The sequence below is a fragment of the Desulfobacterales bacterium genome (assembly GCA_029211065.1).
GTDB lineage: Bacteria > Desulfobacterota > Desulfobacteria > Desulfobacterales > JARGFK01 > JARGFK01.
Genome location: JARGFK010000105.1, coordinates 1 through 16188 on the forward strand (window position 1 = coordinate 1; position 16188 = coordinate 16188).

The following is a 16188-nucleotide window of genomic DNA, read 5'->3' on the forward strand; positions in this document are numbered from 1 at the left end:
TAAACCTCGCTTCCGGCGGCCTTTCTCTTTGTCGGTTATTGTGAGACTTGCAGAGTCAATTAAATCGAGACGTAGCAGTTGACCGAACCGATTACGATAAAAATGCCGATCAGAAAGGCGATGGAAGCCCAGTCAAACTCCTTGACCCCTTCGATCCACTTACGCCCAAGCATCAACAGAGCCAGGATACCAGTACCAGACCGACCCACCCCTGATATTTCAGAAATCCGAGAGTGACATTGGGCACAAGCGCCAGGGCGAAAACGCTTAGCACGAAAATGGCGGTAGGTCCAAGGGAAAGCTGAAGATAACCAGGAGTATTGACAACTTGTTCGGGAAACAGCGCATGCAGAACGCTGATTATAATAGCCAGAACCAGAAGAAAGAGGAGGGCGGCTGTATTCAAGTCCAGGATATTCAGGATGATGGCCACGACACAACCCATGCATCCGACAATAATCAGGATAACGGATTTCGCAGCGACCCTCACCGGTTGTACCATAACATCCACCGTATTATTCAGGCGCCAGAACTGAAAAAGCAATGTCGACAGGGCTGCCAGCACGCCCACCACCGAGAGAGTCCCCAGGCCGAGGCGGCTATGGAACCAGTAAAAATCCAGAAAGGTCATATTCGTCTGCATGGCCAGGATCAATGAAGGCGGATCTGCCACCATGCTCACAGTCGTTACCACATTGGAGGAAATCGCCAGTCCCACCAAGTAAAGGAAAAGGGGCGACTTCAATCGCTCCGCCATCTCAATAGCCAGCGGTGCCAGCATGATGACCACCACCGGATTTGCCATAAAAGAGGATAGAAATGCCGCTAAAGCACAAAGGAAGAGCAGCGCATATTTTTCATGACGCAATTTAGGCAGGACCCAGTTGGAGATGGCCGATGGCAGTTGACTTTCCCGCAGGGACATCGCCAGCATGCCATAACCGAAGTAAATCGCCAGGACATCCCAATTGACCCCGTTATCGGAATCAAGGAGGGCCGTCGCCGGGCTGATGACGCCGGACGCAATGAGAAGAGCGGCTGCGCCGAGTGAAAGATAGTGAATCGGAACTTTGCGGTGAAGAATAAGGGCAAAGACACTCACAACAACAATTAGTGTGATCCACTTTTCAATCTCAGGAAGGAAAAAATGCCACATGCTGGCTACCACTTATCTCTGCGATTTTCTTCTCGCTCTTTAATCTCTTCAGAAAAGAGATCGAGACACAGAGGACAGAGAGGATGAATTATTTTTGTTGGGAATGATTATGAAACGCCTCCTTGGTCCCCTTTTTCTAACGTTCAACTTGCCTTTTAGTCTTCATGACCATGTCGATGGTGCAGGTCCGGCCAATGTTTATGACCATGCTCTTCAGAATCATGTTCATGCCAGTGCAAATGGTTCAAGGTCTCCTGAATTCCACCATGTATGTGGTTGTGATGGCATCACAAATAGCTGGCGCAATTATATCTTCATATCTTTGGTCAAAAACTCCCTGATCAAACGGTTGCATAACGAAACAAGTACCCATGAATTATCTCCTGTAAAACGTTGTTGACAAACCGTACTAACTCTTTGGTATTGTCCGCAAGCCTCACTGAAAACACAAAAACCCCGCCTCTCGATTTGAGAAACGGGGTTTATTAGCCATATAGCCTCTCTCCCTTGTTTAAGGTCGACGAAAACTATCAAATATGCAATTTAGGTATCATTAACATGGCGATTGTCAAGGATATTGTGATGTTCGATGATGCACCGATATAATCACTCCGGACAGATCACCCTAACGGTAGGGAAATATGTCCTATGCCGGCCCTCATCCCGAGTGATTAAATCCATGTCCAGTACAGCAGCCTGAGCGCCAATATAGAAATCGGGTATGAATTGCGCGGGCAGACAGATTGCCTGCGCAGCCGCGGTTTTCTTGCGCTACACTCAAGCGGCATGTTGGCGGGAGCAATTTCAGTAGGAGTTAATAGTGGTATCGGCACTGCACGAAATCTACTCTGTTATGTCCAACAATATAAACCAATCTATGCTCCTGGGTAATCCGGCGAGACCAGGCCCCGGCGCCGAGAAATTTTAAAGGCTCCGGTTTTCCAATCCCCTGAAACGGATCTCGCATGACAGCTTCAATTAGCTTGAAAATCCGGATGGCCGTTCTACGATCAGTTTCTACCCAGTATCGCAAGTCCTCTCTAAATTCCGGCTGAAATACGGCTTCCCGTCCCTTTTTAGATCCAGATTGGTCAATCAAGGCCGACCTCTCGACGAAGCGCATCGATGGCCTGGGTTGATCCCTCTTGTTTTCTTACCCGTTCAAGCGTGCGGTTCAGCCGTTCCGCATTGGCAGGGGATCGAAGCAGATGTGCCGTCTCAAGTATGCCGGATAATTCCTCAGCAGCTATCATGGCGACATCCTCGTTGCCGCGTCTTTGAATGATCACAATTTCCCGATTTTTTATGACTTCATCAATTAATGACGCCAGGCGGGCGCGGGCATTTGTGTAGGTCGTCTGTATTGCCATATTGGCCTCCTTTTTATGTACAGATATACTGTACATGCCTTGTTCCAATATGTCAATAAGCTCGTTTTTTGTCATCCCGCCAACGTGCGGCTCACTTGGCAGCAGAAGCTTTCACCTGAAAAACTAAAAAGGTCGATGAAAATTTTCAAATGTTTAATTTAAGTATCATTAACTTGGCGATTGTCATGGATATTGTAATGTTAATGAGGCCAGCGTTCACGGTTCGATGGTACCGCCATGGTCTCCGTTATCCGTATTTCCAGGTGTCGCGGACGTCTGCAAGGGGGATCACCTGGATCTTTTCGGTGAGGCGATAGGCCGCCTTTCCCGGGTAGACGACCCACACTTGCTCCAGTTTAAGATCTTCAACTGCCGTCTTCATGGATCGGGTCAATCGGGGGGCGTCTTCATACTTGAATTCTACCCCCCAGCTTTTTCCACGCGCCTGCCAGAAAAGATCGAGTTCCGCGCCGGCGTGGGTATTCCAGAAATAGAAATCCCTATCTTCTTTTCCCAAGATCCGGCAAACGCAATCCAGGGCAAAGCCTTCCCAGGAGGCGCCGAGCAGGGGCGAAGCGTGCAGTTGTTCCGGTGTTTCAATGGACTGCAATGCATGGAACAAACCGGAGTCGCGCAGGTACAATTTCGGCCGCTTTACCAGACGTTTTCCGATGTTGACATACCAGGGCTGAAGGATGCGGACCATGAAGGTGCCTTCCAGGATATCGCAGTATTTCCGTACGGTCATGTCGGAGACGCCGAAGGAACGTCCCAGCTCCGCATAGTTCAGGATATGGCCGTGGTAATGGCTCAGCATGGTCCAGAAGCGGCGAAGCGTCCGGGCGGGGATTGTGATCCCCAACTGGGGGATGTCCCGTTCAAGAAAGGTCGTCACGTATTGGTTCCGCCAGATCAGGCTTTCCTCGTCCGACGCCGTCAAAAAGGAAGGGGGCAGCCCCCCGCGCCACCACAGGGTCTTGATGGCTCCGGGATCGATATCGCTGAGGCGAAACCCTCCCAATTGTAGATAGGCGATCCTCCCGGCCAGGGATTCCGAACTCTGGCGAATCAGATCCCGAGAGGCGCTTCCCAGGATAACGAATTTGCGATCTTTTTTTTGATCCACCAGATAGCGTAGTAACGGAAAAAGGTCGGGCAATCGCTGGATCTCGTCGATGACGATGAGTCCCGTCAGGTCTTCCAGTGCGAGCTGGGGCTGTTCCAGACGGACAAGATCCTGGGGATTTTCCAGATCGAAATAGGAATCAGCGGCAAGCGTTCGCGCCAGCGTCGTTTTTCCGCACTGCCGGGGGCCCAGTATTGCCGTGACGGGAAATAGGGATATAAGCTTGGTTAATGTGTCCCGGTCCGTTTTTCTGTCGATAAAATTCATGATCGCAGCCTAAACGATCTTCCTTGAAAAATCAAGTTATAACTTTGATATTTCAAGGTAGATTGATATTTTCCGGAAGGACTATATTTACGTTCATTGGATTATCGGTATACATCCGTCTGACAAATAATCAGATAAAATTGGTATGTTGTTGGCAAATTGGACGAATTGACTGGTATTGCCCGTACATTGCTCCTGAAAACACAAAACCCCATATGCCGGTTTGAGAAACGGGGTTTTATTCATGCAGCTTTCTTTTCAGGACCAGTTTGTCGATTTTACCCGGGGAATTTCTGGGCAATTCGTTATTTCACCTGAACCCTGGACCCCCGGAACCTTTGGCTCCTGGTCTAAACCATCCCGCCGTTGACCGAGATGACCTGGCCGGTAATATAGGAGGCATCTTCGGAGCAGAGAAATTTGACTACCTTGGCGACTTCCTCGGGTTTGCCGATGCGGGCCATGGGGATCAGGGTTTTCAGGTTGCCGACGGGGGCATCCTTTAACATGTCGGTTTCGATGAGTCCCGGCGCCACCACATTGACCCGGATGCCGAGACGGGCCACTTCGGATGCCACCACGCGGCTGGCGCCGATCAGGCCGGCCTTGGCCGCTGAATAGTTGGCCTGGCCCCTGTGTCCGATGAGCCCTGATACCGATGCGATGGACACGATGGCGCCGCGTTTCTGAACGACCATTTTTTCAAGGACGGGTTTGGTCATGTTGTAGAATCCGTTCAGGCTGACATCGATGACGGATTTCCAGTCCCGGCGCGGCATCAATACGAACAGGCCGTCGGCGGTGATGCCGGCGTTGTTGACCAGCACGTCGATGGCTTCAAAACTTTTCAGGACCGCTTCGACGGCGGCCTGGGCCGCCTGATGGTCGGCCACGTCAAACTGCATGATGCTGCCGTCGCCGCCTTCCTGTTTTATCTTTTCGCGGGTTTCAACGGCGCCCTTTTCATCGGAGCGGTAATTGATGACCACGTGATAGCCGTTCCGGGCGAGTTCCAGGCTGATGGCGCGCCCGATGCCCTTGCTGGCGCCGGTAACAATAGCGATTTTTTCCGTACGATTGATATTCATTGGGGGTCGTCTCCTAAATTTGTTTTAAAAAAAACAAATTCCAAGTATCAAATTACAAATAAATTTCAAATCCAATGCTCAATGATCAAAACTTTTTAGGACGAAACATTGTTTAAATTTTGGTTATTGGAATTTGTTTGATATTTGGAATTTGACATTTGTAATTTAAACACGGGAATGAAATTCCACCAAAGCAAATCCCCTCTGGGAATAACCAAAGTTGGCTCTCCGGGATTGGATATTTACTCAGACTGCATTAACTGCAGCCGGACCTCGGCAATCAATTTTGACCCGGTTTCAACCGTCCCCAGGATTTCCCGGTAGCCTTCATATTCAAACTGGTTCTCGGTGCGGGTAATGACCCGGGCATCCAGCGGTATGGCATCAAGGTGGAAAACAGCGGATTTGATCCCCACCAGCCACCCCCGGTTGACAAAGTCTTTGCCGTGTTTGTTTATGCCGTTCCAGCAGTTGCTCACGCCCGCGGTCTGGGCCACCAGCTCGATGCAGACCAGCGAATGGACGGTTTTGTCTTTAAAAAGAGGCCATTGGCCCGTTACCGTCGCGGAGGTGACGGCCCTTTTATCGTCCACTTCTATAATTCCATCAACCAGTTTCATCCGGCCGCGATGCGGTATAAGGGCTTCAGGGGTGATATCCGACCGCTTCATTATGATTCAGCCTTTTTCCGCGGGGTTAAAAAAACAGTTGAAAACAGTTGAAAAAAAGTATAATCAAATCAGTTAACTTTTGGGAACCTGTACTATAATTCGGTATGGGTGTAAAGATATATGAGCGATAGCGGCGGCGGCGGGAAAGCAGCCCCGTTTATTCGCCTTCGACTGGGCATCCCGACCCGCCGGGGCGGGATTGCAGAATATTTCATTAATGTGCCGGACAGGGAGTATAATGAACAAGTTGCTGAATGAGCTGAAAGTCAAAATTATTGAGGTGCTGAACCTGATGGATGTGAGCCCGGATGATATCTCCGATGACGGTCAGCTGGTGGGTGGAAATCTCGACATTGATTCCATCGATGTTTTAGAGCTGGTTATCATGATTGAAAAGGACTACGGCGTAAAAATCGATAACAGGGAGCTGGGGGCAAAAGTGTTTGCATCCATTCGGACCCTGGCGGAATATGTTCATAAAAACTCGAAAGTGGTCACCGCGTGACCGGCAGCTATTTCCGTCCTGAAAAGTTTTTCTTAAGCCATCACCCCCCTGCCACTTAGCTATATCCAAATGAAAATACTGCTTATTTCTGCAAATACGTTAACGGACCCCTACCCGGTTTATCCCCTGGGACTGGACTACGTTGCCGGCGCTATACCGGATACCCATGAGGTCCGGATTGCAGATATCCATACGCATAACGGGGAAAGGCTGGCGGATGAGATCCGGCAGTTTTCACCGGATATCATCGGAATTTCTTTGCGAAATGTCGACACAACGGACACCACCAATCCGAAGGGATTTGTCGGGTCTTACCGCACCCTTACAGAGACCATCCGAAAAAATTCAGACGCCGTTGTCATTTTAGGGGGGAGCGGCTTGACGATTTTTCCCGATGAAATGATGAAGGCGCTGGATGCCGATTACGGGGTTATGGGTGAAGGGGAGCGTATCGCCGGGTTGATCGAGGCCATCGAAAACCATCAGGATGTTTCCGGCATTCCGGGTATCATCACCCGGGAAGCCCCCGGACCCATGCCCGCCCCCTGGGAACAAAACATTGTTCGAAAATTCAATCATCAAACCGAGTATCTGGCGTATTACCTTAAGAACGGGGGGATGTTAAACCTGCAGACCAAACGGGGCTGCCACTTCAACTGCATCTATTGCACCTATCCGCATATTGAGGGCCGCCGGTTGCGGCTGGTGGACCCGGCGGCGGTTGCAGAAACCGCCAGGCGCCTGGAATCGGCCGGGGCCAAATACCTGTACATGACCGACGCGGTGTTTAATTCCGACGGCGAGCACAATATCGCAGTTGCCCGAGCGCTTAAAAAGGCCGGCGTGACGATTCCCTGGGGCGCTTTTTTCGCCCCGCTCAACCCGCCGCCGGATTACTATAAGATTTTAGCGGACAGCGGCCTGACCCATGTGGAATTCGGGACCGAGTCCCTTTCGGATCGTGTCTTAACGTCTTATCAAAAGCCGTTTAAGGTCAGCCATGTCATGGCCGCACACCGGGCGGCTGTGGATGCGGGGTTGTATGTGGCCCATTACCTGCTGCTGGGGGGTCCCGGGGAAAATCGGGAAAGCCTTGACAAAACGCTCCAAAATATTGACAAGCTTGACAGGACCGTTATTATACTCTTTTGCGGCGTACGCATCTATCCCCATACGCCATTGTTTAGAATTGCGGTAAAGGAGGGACAGATCTTTGAAACCGACAGCCTGCTGGAACCGGTTTTCTACCATGCGGCGGGGATCGGGTCGGACGAGATCATCGGACGCGTGTCGGAATTGGCCCAGAGCCGTCCCAACTGGCTGGTCGGGGCCGGAGATCCGGACACTGCCAAGATGATAACAAAACTTTACCAGCATGGGCATACGGGACCGCTGTGGGAACGTCTGATTTGAGACCTTACAAATGGTTGAATATTTAAGATGTGGTATGTTATAAAAAGCGTTCACGATTCCGATCCGGGGGAAATATCTCTGGATATCCAGGTGCCGCCGGAATCCAACTGGTTTTCCGGCCATTTCCCGGGAGAACCGATTCTGCCGGGAATTGCCCAGCTGGGGATGGTGTTTGACGCCGTCAACCGGAAGGAGGGGCGGAATTTTAAAATAACCGGCATCCGGCGGGTCCGGTTCAAGCAGATTATCAGACCGGACGATCCCCTGCACCTTACGGTTAAAGCCCGGAAAGAGAGTGCGGGGGCCTATGACTTCCGCATTCAGGTGAACGCGGAACTGGCCTGCAGCGGGGTAATGACGGTTGTATCAATGTGATAAAGGAGATGGTAAAGAATGCCCATGAAAACGAATATCGAAGAAATCATTCTGCATGTTGCCCGTGTCATGATCGATGAGCTCAAACTCGAAGACATCACCCCGGAAGGGTTCGACCCCGACATTGATCTGGTTGATGAAATCGGAATTGACAGCATGGACCTGGCAACGGTTGCGCTGGTCTTGCGGGACCACTATGCGATTCGAATCGAGGAAGACGATTATCCCAAACTGACCAATGTGCGATTGATTGCCGAGTATATCGAACAAAAGCTGAGCGAAAAGTCGGTGGCCGCGGCCAATTAGGATCGGAGAAGATGATGAGCCGTATTTCCGGCAATCAGACCGGTAAAGAAACAAACAGTTTCAGGAAAGAGTGGAAATTTTCTGAAATTCTGGCCGAACGGGGCGTCCGGGAGCGGTGGGAGAAGGTCAGAAAATATTTTTTTCTGCGGGAATCCACCTATGACATGTCCAACCGCTGCAACATCCGCTGCGAAGGCTGCTATTATTACGAGGGGGACAAACAGTTTGCCGCTGAAAACAAGAACCCGGATAGCTGGCGCAGGCTCATGCAGGCTGAAAAAGCCCGGGGCATCACCTATGTCGTTCTGGCGGGGGCGGAGCCGTCCCTTGCCCCCGATCTTTGCAGGATCTGTTTCAAGGAATTTCCGCTGGGATCCATCGCCACCAACGGCCTGAAGGCCATCCCGGCGGACATCAACTTTAAAATACATATTTCAGTCTGGGGCAATGATGACACCAGCGCCAGGGTCCGCAGCGCCAAAAACATGCTGATCCGGCAGATCGAAAACTACCGCGGCGACCCAAGGGCGGTTTTCGTATACACCTTTACCAGCAACAATATCGATCAGGTCCATGAAGTGGCCGCGATCCTGGCCGAACATGGCTGCAAACTGACGTTTAACGTGTTTTCGGCACCGGTGGGATATCGCGGCGATTTGCGCCATACACCTGAAACGCTCGGGGAGACCCGCAAGGCCATGATGGACCTTTTAACGGCATATCCCGGAAACGTGCTGTTTTCGCCCTATAACGCCGTGGCCCACACCCATCGGAAAGGACTGCATGATCTCTACGGCTGTTCCTATCCGCGCAGGAATGCCTCCACCGATATCGGCCTGGGGCGGTCATTTCGGCAGTACCGCACCGATCTGAATTGGGACAGGGCTGCGGCCTGCTGTGTTCCGGATACCGACTGCGACGATTGCCGCCATTATGCCGCCGGCAGTGCGGTGGTTACGGCGCGGATGTTTCGTCATGCCGGCGATCCCCAAACGTTCAAGTCCTGGCTGGATTATGTGGATACATACCTGTCTGTCTGGGTGATGGACTATCACAAGGGCGCCAACCTTTCCGACCGAATGGCGGCGCCGCCGGAGAATGAAATTTTTTGAGGCGCAAGGTTCGATAAGGAGTTGTTTAGATGAAGACCGTGAGTTCACTGCTGGATCCGGAATGGCATGAGCGCTATAAACGAATTTCCAAGCTCAACATCCGCAGTTCAATCTATGACGTCACCAACCGATGCAATTTGCGCTGCAAGGGGTGCTTCTTTTTTTCATCCGGTGAAGATCAGGCCGCTTCCGAGGAAACCGATACGAAAAAATGGGAAGCCTTTATCGATCGCGAAAAAGAGCGCGGGGTCAACCTGGCCATCCTGATCGGCGGCGAGCCGACGCTATGCCTGGACCGGGTGGAAGCCTTTTACAGACGGTTGCCGACATTCTGCGCCACCAACGGCCTCATCAAGGTTCCCCGGGACCGGTTTCCGGATATGATGCTGGGCATCTCCCTGTGGGGCGATGAAAAGGATGAAAAAACATTGCGGGGCAAAGACGCCTTCAGCATTTCCAGCAAACATTATGCCGGCGATCCGCATGTTTATTATCTCTACACGCTGACGCCGAACCAGATCGGAAAGATCGATCGGATTGTCAAAAAAATAAAGGATGTCGGCCTCAAGGTCCACATGCAGCTGCTTTCAAACGATGAAGGGGTGGACGGTTTCAGCTGGAAACCCGAAGAGCTGGCGGCCATACGCCTTGAAATGGATGAGATCCTGGACAGCTATCCCCAGACCGTCATTTCGTCGAAATATTATCATAAGATCATCACCACCGGAAAGATGTTCAACCGCTCCTTCGGCTGGAACGAATGCCCTTCCGTTACCGAGCCGATGGACCACCGCAATCCCCGCCCCAAACGCCTGATCGAGTTCATCCGCTGGGCTTCGGATCTGGAAACGATGCATCGCTGCTGCACGTCAATAACCAGGGACTGCTCTACCTGCAAGGACGGCGCCGCCCATATGAGCTGGGTCATGGTAAACAAGCGCATGCACATCCGCACCACCAAAGACCTCCAGAACTGGATTGAAGTCTACGAGATGTTTGCCAAGCTGTATCAGTTCATTCCATGGTAGAATGTAGAAGCAGCTTCTAATCACCGGCAAAAGGCACAGGGGCCAAGGTTCTAAAACGCTACGCGTTTAGCCTGAAAGCGGGGATGCTTGGATGCCAGGATGCCGGGGAACTTTCTTTTGAGCTTTCCAGCCTCCCAGCTTCCCGGCTTCATAGCCTGTCTTCATTTCCATCCAGCCGCCGTGCAATTCCCTCGCCATATACCTTGATTTTTTGGATGCAACCGTTTATTGTCACCCAAACAGGGCGCACGCTCTGAACTATAAGCTATCAGCATTATTAGGTTTTATATGGAATCTCAAAAAACCGTGGTTTTGGGATATGATGCGGTTTCGCCGCTGGGGACCCGGCTGGATCTCCAGTGGGAAAAAGCGCTGAGGGGCGAGAGCGGTGTCGGAAAACTCACACGGTTTCCCCTGGCGGATGATTTTCCTGTCCATATCGCCGGCCAGGTGGCGGAGGTCGATACCGGGCCGTATCCCTTTTTAAGCCCGCGCAGCCTGGCGCTCTGGCCCTCTCCCATTTTCAAATATGGCATGCTGGTGGTTCACCGGGCGCTCCTAAAGAGCGGCATCGAGATTACGCCGGAGATATCCCCCCGGGTTGCGATTACCTTCAGTTCGGCGGTGGGCGGACTGGATGCTGTTTTAAAAGCGGACCGGCGCATGCTGGCGGAAGGCAAATGGCCGCCCCCCTATGTAAACCCCAATTCCTGTATTAATATGGTGGGGGGCAAAATATCGATATTAACAAAAGCGACCGGGCCGATCACTTCGACCATTACGGCCTGCGCCACCGGGGTGACATCTATTATTATCGGATCACTGCTTCTGGAGCAAGGCCGGGCGGATGTGGCCATCTGCGGAGCTGTTGATTTCGCCCTGGTGGAACCGATTCTGGCCGGGTTTGTGACCATGGGCGGGGCATACAGTTCCGTCCCGGACAAAAAGAAGGAACTGGCGCAAAGGGCCAGCCGTCCCTTTTCAGTTGACCGCAGGGGGTTTGTGGTTTCCGAAGGCGCCGGCGCCATCGTTATTGCAACCCGGGAATTTGCCGACGCCCACGGGCTGCCTTATCTTTTTGAGGTCGCCGGATGGGGGATGACATCGGACGCCCATCACTTTGTCGCGCCCAACCTGGAGACCGTGGCGCGCTGTATGAAGGAATGCATCGACAGCGCCGGGGTGTCCCCGGCGGATATCGACGCCGTCAACGCCCATGCCGCGTCCACGAAAACCGGCGACAGCATTGAATACCAGGCCCTGCAAGCGGTCTTTAAGGATAAGCTGCCGCCGGTGTCGGCCAACAAGTCCCTCATCGGGCATGCCATGGGGGCGTCCAGCGCCATCGAGTCGATCTTTGCCCTGGAAGGGATGCGCAGCGGCCGGGTGCTGCCGACCATTAATTACACCCCCGATCCGGAACTGCCCATTGACTGTGTGGCGGAGGGGGCGCGCCGGCTGGAGCAGGAATTTGTTTTGAAAAACGCGTTCGGGTTCGGGGGATGCAATTCATGTGTTGCATTTCGGCGGATTGCGTGAGACTTAGTATGGAATTTGATAAATAAGACAACGATTTAAAATCCCTCACGGCCTCCCTTTTTAAAAGGGAGGCGTCGCCGTTCAAAGCCCGGGCTATGGTGCCGGACGGAGCCTCGCCAAGACGGGATTCCCCCTTTATTAAAGGGGGCAAGGGGGATTTTTTTCAGGCACCCAGTTAAGAGTAACGAATGAAAGCACCCAAAAACAGACGGGTATTTGTGGTGGGATACGGCGCGGCCACGCCGCTGGGAAAAACCTTTGCCGGCACATGGGAGCGGGCGGTTAAAGGCGAGGCCGGGTTCAGGCGGCTGACGCGATGCCAGGCGGATTTACGCTTTAATATCGTCGGCGAGATCCCGGACTGGGATCCCATGACGCTGGACTTCATGGATCGTAAGGAAGCCCACAACTGGAACGCGGACTATGTGTTCCTGACCATGGCGGTCTGCAAGGAAGCGCTCATCAACTCCGGCCTTGAGATGGACGCCGACACGGGTCCCCGAACTGCCTGCCTGATCGGTTCGGCCTTGAATGGAACCGATTCTTTTCGCATTGCCATGGACAATTATGTGAACCGGGGTCCGCTCAAGGTCAGTCCCTACCTGCTGCCCAATCTATGCGCCAACCTGCCGGCCGGAAAGGCCGGCATGCTGCTTGGGTTTACAGGACCGATTTTTTCACCCCAAGGGGCCTGTGCCTCCGGCAATCATGCCATGGGGATCGGCGCCCGCATGATCAGGGACGGGGATTGCGACTTTGTTCTGGCCGGCGGCGTCGACACCTGCCTGATCCCGGAAATTATCCAGGGTTTTGCCAACATGCTGGCGACCATCAGCGTAGGGCCGCGGGACCGCGCCCATCAGGACCCGACCCAGGCGTCGCGGCCCTTCAGCATCGATCGCAGGGGAATTGTGCTTTCCGAAGGCGCCGGCGTTGTTGTCTTGGCTGCTGAGGAGATGCTGTCGGTTTACGGGTTGATCCCGAAAGCCGAAGTGCTGGGGGTGGGCTGGACATCGGATGCCCATCATATCACCCTGCCGAACCCCCAGACCATTACCCGGGCCATTAATGCGGCTATTGATGATGCTGAAATCGAGCCGGCCGATATTCAATACGTAAATGCGCACGGGACATCGACCCCCAAAGGAGACGCAACTGAAATTCGCTGTCTGCGGGATGTTTTCGGGAAACGTCTTTCACAAACGCCGGTGTCTTCGAACAAGTCCCAGATCGGTCACACCCTGGGCGCTTCGGCCGCCATTGAGGCTGCCCTGAGTATCGAAGGAATGCAACAGGGGCTGATTCTGCCGACAATCAACCATATTCAGGATCCTGGATTTGCAGATATCGACGTGGTGCCCAACACCGTCCGGCGGCAGAATTTCGAGTTCTTTCTGTCCAATGCCTTCGGGTTCGGCGGCACCAACTGCTGTATCGTATTTAAAGGGGTGTAGCGTGAAACCGGAACCGTTTGTTTCCGAAACCATTGACAGCGATCACCGCTATGTGCGGAATCAGACCGACGGCCTGGTATGGCACCTCTGCCACTACCGGACGCTTTACGCTGATACCGACCGCTCAAAGGTTGTGTATCATGCCAATTATTTGCGTTATTTCGAGTTCGGCCGGGCTACTTTGATGCGTGATACGGCGTATCCTTATCGCGAAATCGAAGAGAGCGGCTATGTCTATCCGGTGATACAAATCGGCATCACTTATTACACGCCGCTTTATTACGACGACGCCATCCGCATCCATACCCGGCCGGCCGAGCTCGAGCGGGTGCGACTCCGTTTTGATTACATCATTACCGATGAATCCAGCCGGAAAATTGTCTGCAAGGGATTTACCCGCCATTGCGCGGTGAATGCCGCCGGCATCCCGGTGGAAGTGGATGAAAAAACGGTCCGTTTATGGAAGGTATTCCCCCAATAGTCGATTCAATACGGTTGCCGGTTGAAATTCCTGTAGCCCCCCATTATTTTGATCATCATATTGAAGGAAAAGCGGTGTTGCCCGCGGTTGAAGCCATGCAGATCCTGGCAAAAGCCGTCAACAACTTTAGGCCGGAGCTGTCGGCCGCAACCATGAACCAGGCCCGGTTTGAAAAATTTCTTCATATACCCGCCGGAAGTCCTAAAATAGACGCTTTTGCGGAACTTGAAATGTATACCGGCGGCGATGTCCGGGCCCTGCTGCTGACCAAAACGAAATCCGGAAAGTCCGGCATTACCCGATCCATGGTTCATGCCGCTGTTCTCTTTCCCCGAAAACGGGACGGCCATACATTGCCCCCTATAGACATGCCTGCTTTTCTGGAGGGGACCTGTGTTGAGGTTTCACCGGAGAAGATCTATCGGGACCTGGTTCCCTTCGGTCCTTGCTATCGGAATATCATTGCTCCGCTCTATATTTCTGAAAACGGCGCCATTGCCCAAATTAAAGCGCCGGACGACCCTGACGGGCCTCGAGACGGCCGGAGTCTGGGCTCACCGTTTCCCCTGGATGCCGCCTTTCATGCCGCCTGCGTCTGGGCGCAATGTTATAAGGACACCGTCGCTTTTCCGGTGGGGTTTGGGCGTCGCAACGTGTATCATCCCACGCTTCCCGGCTGCGCATATTTTGGAAGGGTTGCGCCGGCAAAGGCGGATTCAAATCCGCTGATTTTTAATATCTGGATATACGACACTGAGGGGGAGCTTTGTGAAAGCGTCAGCGGCGTTCTCATGCGGGATGTGAGCGCGGGACGGGTGACGCCGCCCCCATGGATAAAAAAAGCCGGGAAGGGCTGTCTTTTCCAAAACATCCGGCCTAATTGCCGCGAACTTTCGGTAGCAGAAATAAAAACGCTGCCCCCCTTTGCAGACAAGGCGCTTTCCGGTTCTGAAATAAAACGCTTCCAACCCATGGGAATGAAACGCAGGCAAAGCTTTCTGGCCGCCCGGCTGGCCTGCAAACGGATCAGCCGGCGCCTTTCCGGTAATGATTTTCAAACGCCGGCCGGGGACATCGACACGCTTTGCCCGGATTTAAGCCGTCCCTGCTGCCGGCAAATCGGCACGGCGGCAGCGGTCGACTGTTCCGTATCCCATGACGATCGTTTTGTCATTGCGGTGGTGTCCGATGAACGGGTCGGGATCGATGTGGAAAAAATATCGGCGCGGGTCCTGCGGTCCCAGGACCTGTTCATGGACGAGCCGGAGAGGCAGCTGGTCCAGGCCTCCAGGCTGGGGGCGGTGGAAGCCGCCATCAGGATCTGGTCCATCAAAGAAGCGGTCGCCAAAGCCCTGGATCTGAACCTGGCCGAAGCCTGGCAGCGGGTTGCGGTAAAGCGGGTCGGCCGGTACAAAAGCCGGTTTCAAATCGATTCTGCGGAGACATTTTCAGCCTTTCACGATACGGTTGAAAAGCATATTTTTACCCTGGCTTGTCTGCCTTAAAAGAGATGAAAAATCATAACCATAACATTGTGCTATGGGAGTGTTCCATATGACGGTGCTGCGCCTCTTCTTAGGCTGCTTGCTTTTCCTGAGCTGCGCCATGACCCCTCCGCCTGAAAGCGCCATAAACCCGGCGCTGCTAAAGGACGGCATCTATGAAGGCAGCTACCGGGGCGGACCCAACAAGGCGGTGGTCCGGGTGTCCATCGCAGAAGGAAAGATCAGCAGCATTAAAGTGGTAGCGCACCAGGCTTGGAGGGGCCGGAAGGCTGAACAGCCCATTATGGAAAGAATCATCGCGACGCAATCCACCAACGTCGATGCGGTCAGCGGCGCAACCAACAGCAGCCGCGTAATCATGAACGCGGTTCAGAATGCCGTCGAAAAAGCCTATTCCCCCAATAATCCCCCTTGGTAGTGTGGAATTTTTCAGACTCCCGGATTTTACGCATTGTTTGACTCCCAAGGTGTTTATAATCAACAATCAGGCTATTATAAAATTTGAGGCATGTCATACTAATCACCGGTTTTGATGCGGGTTGATATGCTGAATAACCGGTAAGATATCACGGATGATACCGATTCCAAATCTTCTATTTTATGGGGTACAGGAAATCGGTGATGGGGTAAACATATCATTAAGATGCTATCATATTCATGATAATCTCAGGTCAAAATTGAAAAATCCAGATGAGAACTAATAAATAAAATATAAAAAAACTGGGTATGCAGTTAACTCAACCGCCCACTATATGTAGAGGGTTACCTCCAATAATCATTTGGCGCGACACA

The 16188-nt window shown here is 52.7% G+C and carries 18 protein-coding genes; 12 read left to right on the forward strand and 6 right to left on the reverse strand.

Annotation, left to right across the window (positions count from 1 at the left end):
• Positions 1 to 172 precede the first annotated feature (172 nt).
• The 6 genes from P1P89_18355 to P1P89_18380 all read right to left on the reverse strand — a co-directional run bounded on the left by P1P89_18355 (position 173) and on the right by P1P89_18380 (position 5678).
• Positions 173 to 1156, reverse strand: a complete 984-nt coding sequence (locus P1P89_18355) for an SLC13 family permease (GenBank protein ID MDF1593475.1) — start codon at positions 1154 to 1156, stop codon at positions 173 to 175.
• Between the two features lie 814 nt (positions 1157 to 1970).
• Positions 1971 to 2279: a Txe/YoeB family addiction module toxin gene (locus P1P89_18360; protein ID MDF1593476.1), complete on the reverse strand. Its 309-nt coding sequence runs from the start codon at positions 2277 to 2279 to the stop codon at positions 1971 to 1973.
• A complete protein-coding gene (locus P1P89_18365) occupies positions 2248 to 2526 on the reverse strand; it encodes a type II toxin-antitoxin system Phd/YefM family antitoxin (GenBank protein ID MDF1593477.1) in 279 nt (92 codons plus the stop codon). The genes P1P89_18360 and P1P89_18365 overlap by 32 nt, the downstream gene beginning before the upstream one ends.
• A gap of 247 nt (positions 2527 to 2773) precedes the next feature.
• Positions 2774 to 3919, reverse strand: coding sequence for an ATP-binding protein (locus P1P89_18370; protein MDF1593478.1), 1146 nt, complete (start codon positions 3917 to 3919; stop codon positions 2774 to 2776).
• Between the two features lie 350 nt (positions 3920 to 4269).
• Positions 4270 to 5007, reverse strand: coding sequence for a 3-oxoacyl-ACP reductase FabG (fabG, locus tag P1P89_18375; GenBank protein MDF1593479.1), 738 nt, complete (start codon positions 5005 to 5007; stop codon positions 4270 to 4272).
• A 242-nt stretch (positions 5008 to 5249) separates the two neighbouring features.
• Complete coding sequence (locus P1P89_18380) at positions 5250 to 5678, reverse strand: hypothetical protein (protein MDF1593480.1); 429 nt, start codon at positions 5676 to 5678, stop codon at positions 5250 to 5252.
• A 120-nt stretch (positions 5679 to 5798) separates the two neighbouring features.
• Here P1P89_18380 and P1P89_18385 point away from each other — a divergent pair, with 120 nt between their 5' ends.
• The 12 genes from P1P89_18385 (at position 5799) to P1P89_18440 (ending at position 15814) form a co-directional block, all read left to right on the forward strand.
• Complete coding sequence (locus P1P89_18385; protein MDF1593481.1) at positions 5799 to 5936, forward strand: hypothetical protein; 138 nt, start codon at positions 5799 to 5801, stop codon at positions 5934 to 5936.
• The gene (locus P1P89_18390) at positions 5917 to 6183 is read left to right on the forward strand and encodes a phosphopantetheine-binding protein (GenBank protein ID MDF1593482.1); all 267 of its coding nucleotides are present in this window, start codon (positions 5917 to 5919) and stop codon (positions 6181 to 6183) included. Before P1P89_18385 ends, P1P89_18390 begins: the two co-directional genes overlap by 20 nt.
• A 69-nt stretch (positions 6184 to 6252) precedes the next feature.
• Positions 6253 to 7596: a lipid biosynthesis B12-binding/radical SAM protein gene (locus P1P89_18395; GenBank protein ID MDF1593483.1), complete on the forward strand. Its 1344-nt coding sequence runs from the start codon at positions 6253 to 6255 to the stop codon at positions 7594 to 7596.
• Between the two features lie 27 nt (positions 7597 to 7623).
• Entirely contained in the window at positions 7624 to 7971 is a 348-nt protein-coding gene (locus tag P1P89_18400; GenBank protein MDF1593484.1) for a hypothetical protein, read from the forward strand.
• Positions 7972 to 7989: 18 nt separating this feature from the next.
• Complete coding sequence (locus P1P89_18405) at positions 7990 to 8277, forward strand: phosphopantetheine-binding protein (protein ID MDF1593485.1); 288 nt, start codon at positions 7990 to 7992, stop codon at positions 8275 to 8277.
• Positions 8278 to 8288: 11 nt separating this feature from the next.
• Positions 8289 to 9389: a radical SAM protein gene (locus P1P89_18410; GenBank protein MDF1593486.1), complete on the forward strand. Its 1101-nt coding sequence runs from the start codon at positions 8289 to 8291 to the stop codon at positions 9387 to 9389.
• Between the two features lie 29 nt (positions 9390 to 9418).
• Positions 9419 to 10417: a 4Fe-4S cluster-binding domain-containing protein gene (locus tag P1P89_18415; GenBank protein ID MDF1593487.1), complete on the forward strand. Its 999-nt coding sequence runs from the start codon at positions 9419 to 9421 to the stop codon at positions 10415 to 10417.
• 288 nt (positions 10418 to 10705) lie between these two features.
• On the forward strand, positions 10706 to 11956 hold the full coding sequence (locus P1P89_18420) for a beta-ketoacyl-[acyl-carrier-protein] synthase family protein (GenBank protein ID MDF1593488.1): 1251 nt from the start codon (positions 10706 to 10708) through the stop codon (positions 11954 to 11956).
• 188 nt (positions 11957 to 12144) lie between these two features.
• On the forward strand, positions 12145 to 13410 hold the full coding sequence (locus P1P89_18425) for a beta-ketoacyl-[acyl-carrier-protein] synthase family protein (GenBank protein ID MDF1593489.1): 1266 nt from the start codon (positions 12145 to 12147) through the stop codon (positions 13408 to 13410).
• A 1-nt stretch (position 13411) separates the two neighbouring features.
• Positions 13412 to 13891 carry an acyl-CoA thioesterase gene (locus P1P89_18430; GenBank protein MDF1593490.1) on the forward strand — a complete coding sequence of 160 codons (480 nt, stop codon included), beginning with the start codon at positions 13412 to 13414 and terminating at the stop codon, positions 13889 to 13891.
• Positions 13870 to 15396 (forward strand): polyketide synthase dehydratase domain-containing protein, encoded by a 1527-nt coding sequence (locus tag P1P89_18435; GenBank protein MDF1593491.1) that lies wholly within the window; start codon positions 13870 to 13872, stop codon positions 15394 to 15396. Before P1P89_18430 ends, P1P89_18435 begins: the two co-directional genes overlap by 22 nt.
• Positions 15397 to 15445: 49 nt before the next feature.
• A complete protein-coding gene (locus P1P89_18440; protein ID MDF1593492.1) occupies positions 15446 to 15814 on the forward strand; it encodes an FMN-binding protein in 369 nt (122 codons plus the stop codon).
• The last annotated feature ends 374 nt before the right edge of the window (positions 15815 to 16188 follow it).

Coding starts and splice junctions, on each gene's coding strand:
- P1P89_18395 (MDF1593483.1), top strand. CDS start 6,253: ATGAAAATACTGCTTATTTCTGCAAATACGTTAACGGACCCCTACCCG.
- P1P89_18390 (MDF1593482.1), top strand. CDS start 5,917: ATGAACAAGTTGCTGAATGAGCTGAAAGTCAAAATTATTGAGGTGCTG.
- P1P89_18435 (MDF1593491.1), top strand. CDS start 13,870: ATGGAAGGTATTCCCCCAATAGTCGATTCAATACGGTTGCCGGTTGAA.
- P1P89_18425 (MDF1593489.1), top strand. CDS start 12,145: ATGAAAGCACCCAAAAACAGACGGGTATTTGTGGTGGGATACGGCGCG.
- P1P89_18370 (MDF1593478.1), bottom strand. CDS start 3,919: ATGAATTTTATCGACAGAAAAACGGACCGGGACACATTAACCAAGCTT.
- P1P89_18385 (MDF1593481.1), top strand. CDS start 5,799: ATGAGCGATAGCGGCGGCGGCGGGAAAGCAGCCCCGTTTATTCGCCTT.
- P1P89_18405 (MDF1593485.1), top strand. CDS start 7,990: ATGCCCATGAAAACGAATATCGAAGAAATCATTCTGCATGTTGCCCGT.
- P1P89_18415 (MDF1593487.1), top strand. CDS start 9,419: ATGAAGACCGTGAGTTCACTGCTGGATCCGGAATGGCATGAGCGCTAT.
- P1P89_18410 (MDF1593486.1), top strand. CDS start 8,289: ATGATGAGCCGTATTTCCGGCAATCAGACCGGTAAAGAAACAAACAGT.
- P1P89_18360 (MDF1593476.1), bottom strand. CDS start 2,279: ATGCGCTTCGTCGAGAGGTCGGCCTTGATTGACCAATCTGGATCTAAA.
- P1P89_18420 (MDF1593488.1), top strand. CDS start 10,706: ATGGAATCTCAAAAAACCGTGGTTTTGGGATATGATGCGGTTTCGCCG.
- P1P89_18400 (MDF1593484.1), top strand. CDS start 7,624: ATGTGGTATGTTATAAAAAGCGTTCACGATTCCGATCCGGGGGAAATA.
- P1P89_18440 (MDF1593492.1), top strand. CDS start 15,446: ATGACGGTGCTGCGCCTCTTCTTAGGCTGCTTGCTTTTCCTGAGCTGC.
- P1P89_18380 (MDF1593480.1), bottom strand. CDS start 5,678: ATGAAGCGGTCGGATATCACCCCTGAAGCCCTTATACCGCATCGCGGC.
- P1P89_18355 (MDF1593475.1), bottom strand. CDS start 1,156: ATGTGGCATTTTTTCCTTCCTGAGATTGAAAAGTGGATCACACTAATT.
- fabG (MDF1593479.1), bottom strand. CDS start 5,007: ATGAATATCAATCGTACGGAAAAAATCGCTATTGTTACCGGCGCCAGC.
- P1P89_18365 (MDF1593477.1), bottom strand. CDS start 2,526: ATGGCAATACAGACGACCTACACAAATGCCCGCGCCCGCCTGGCGTCA.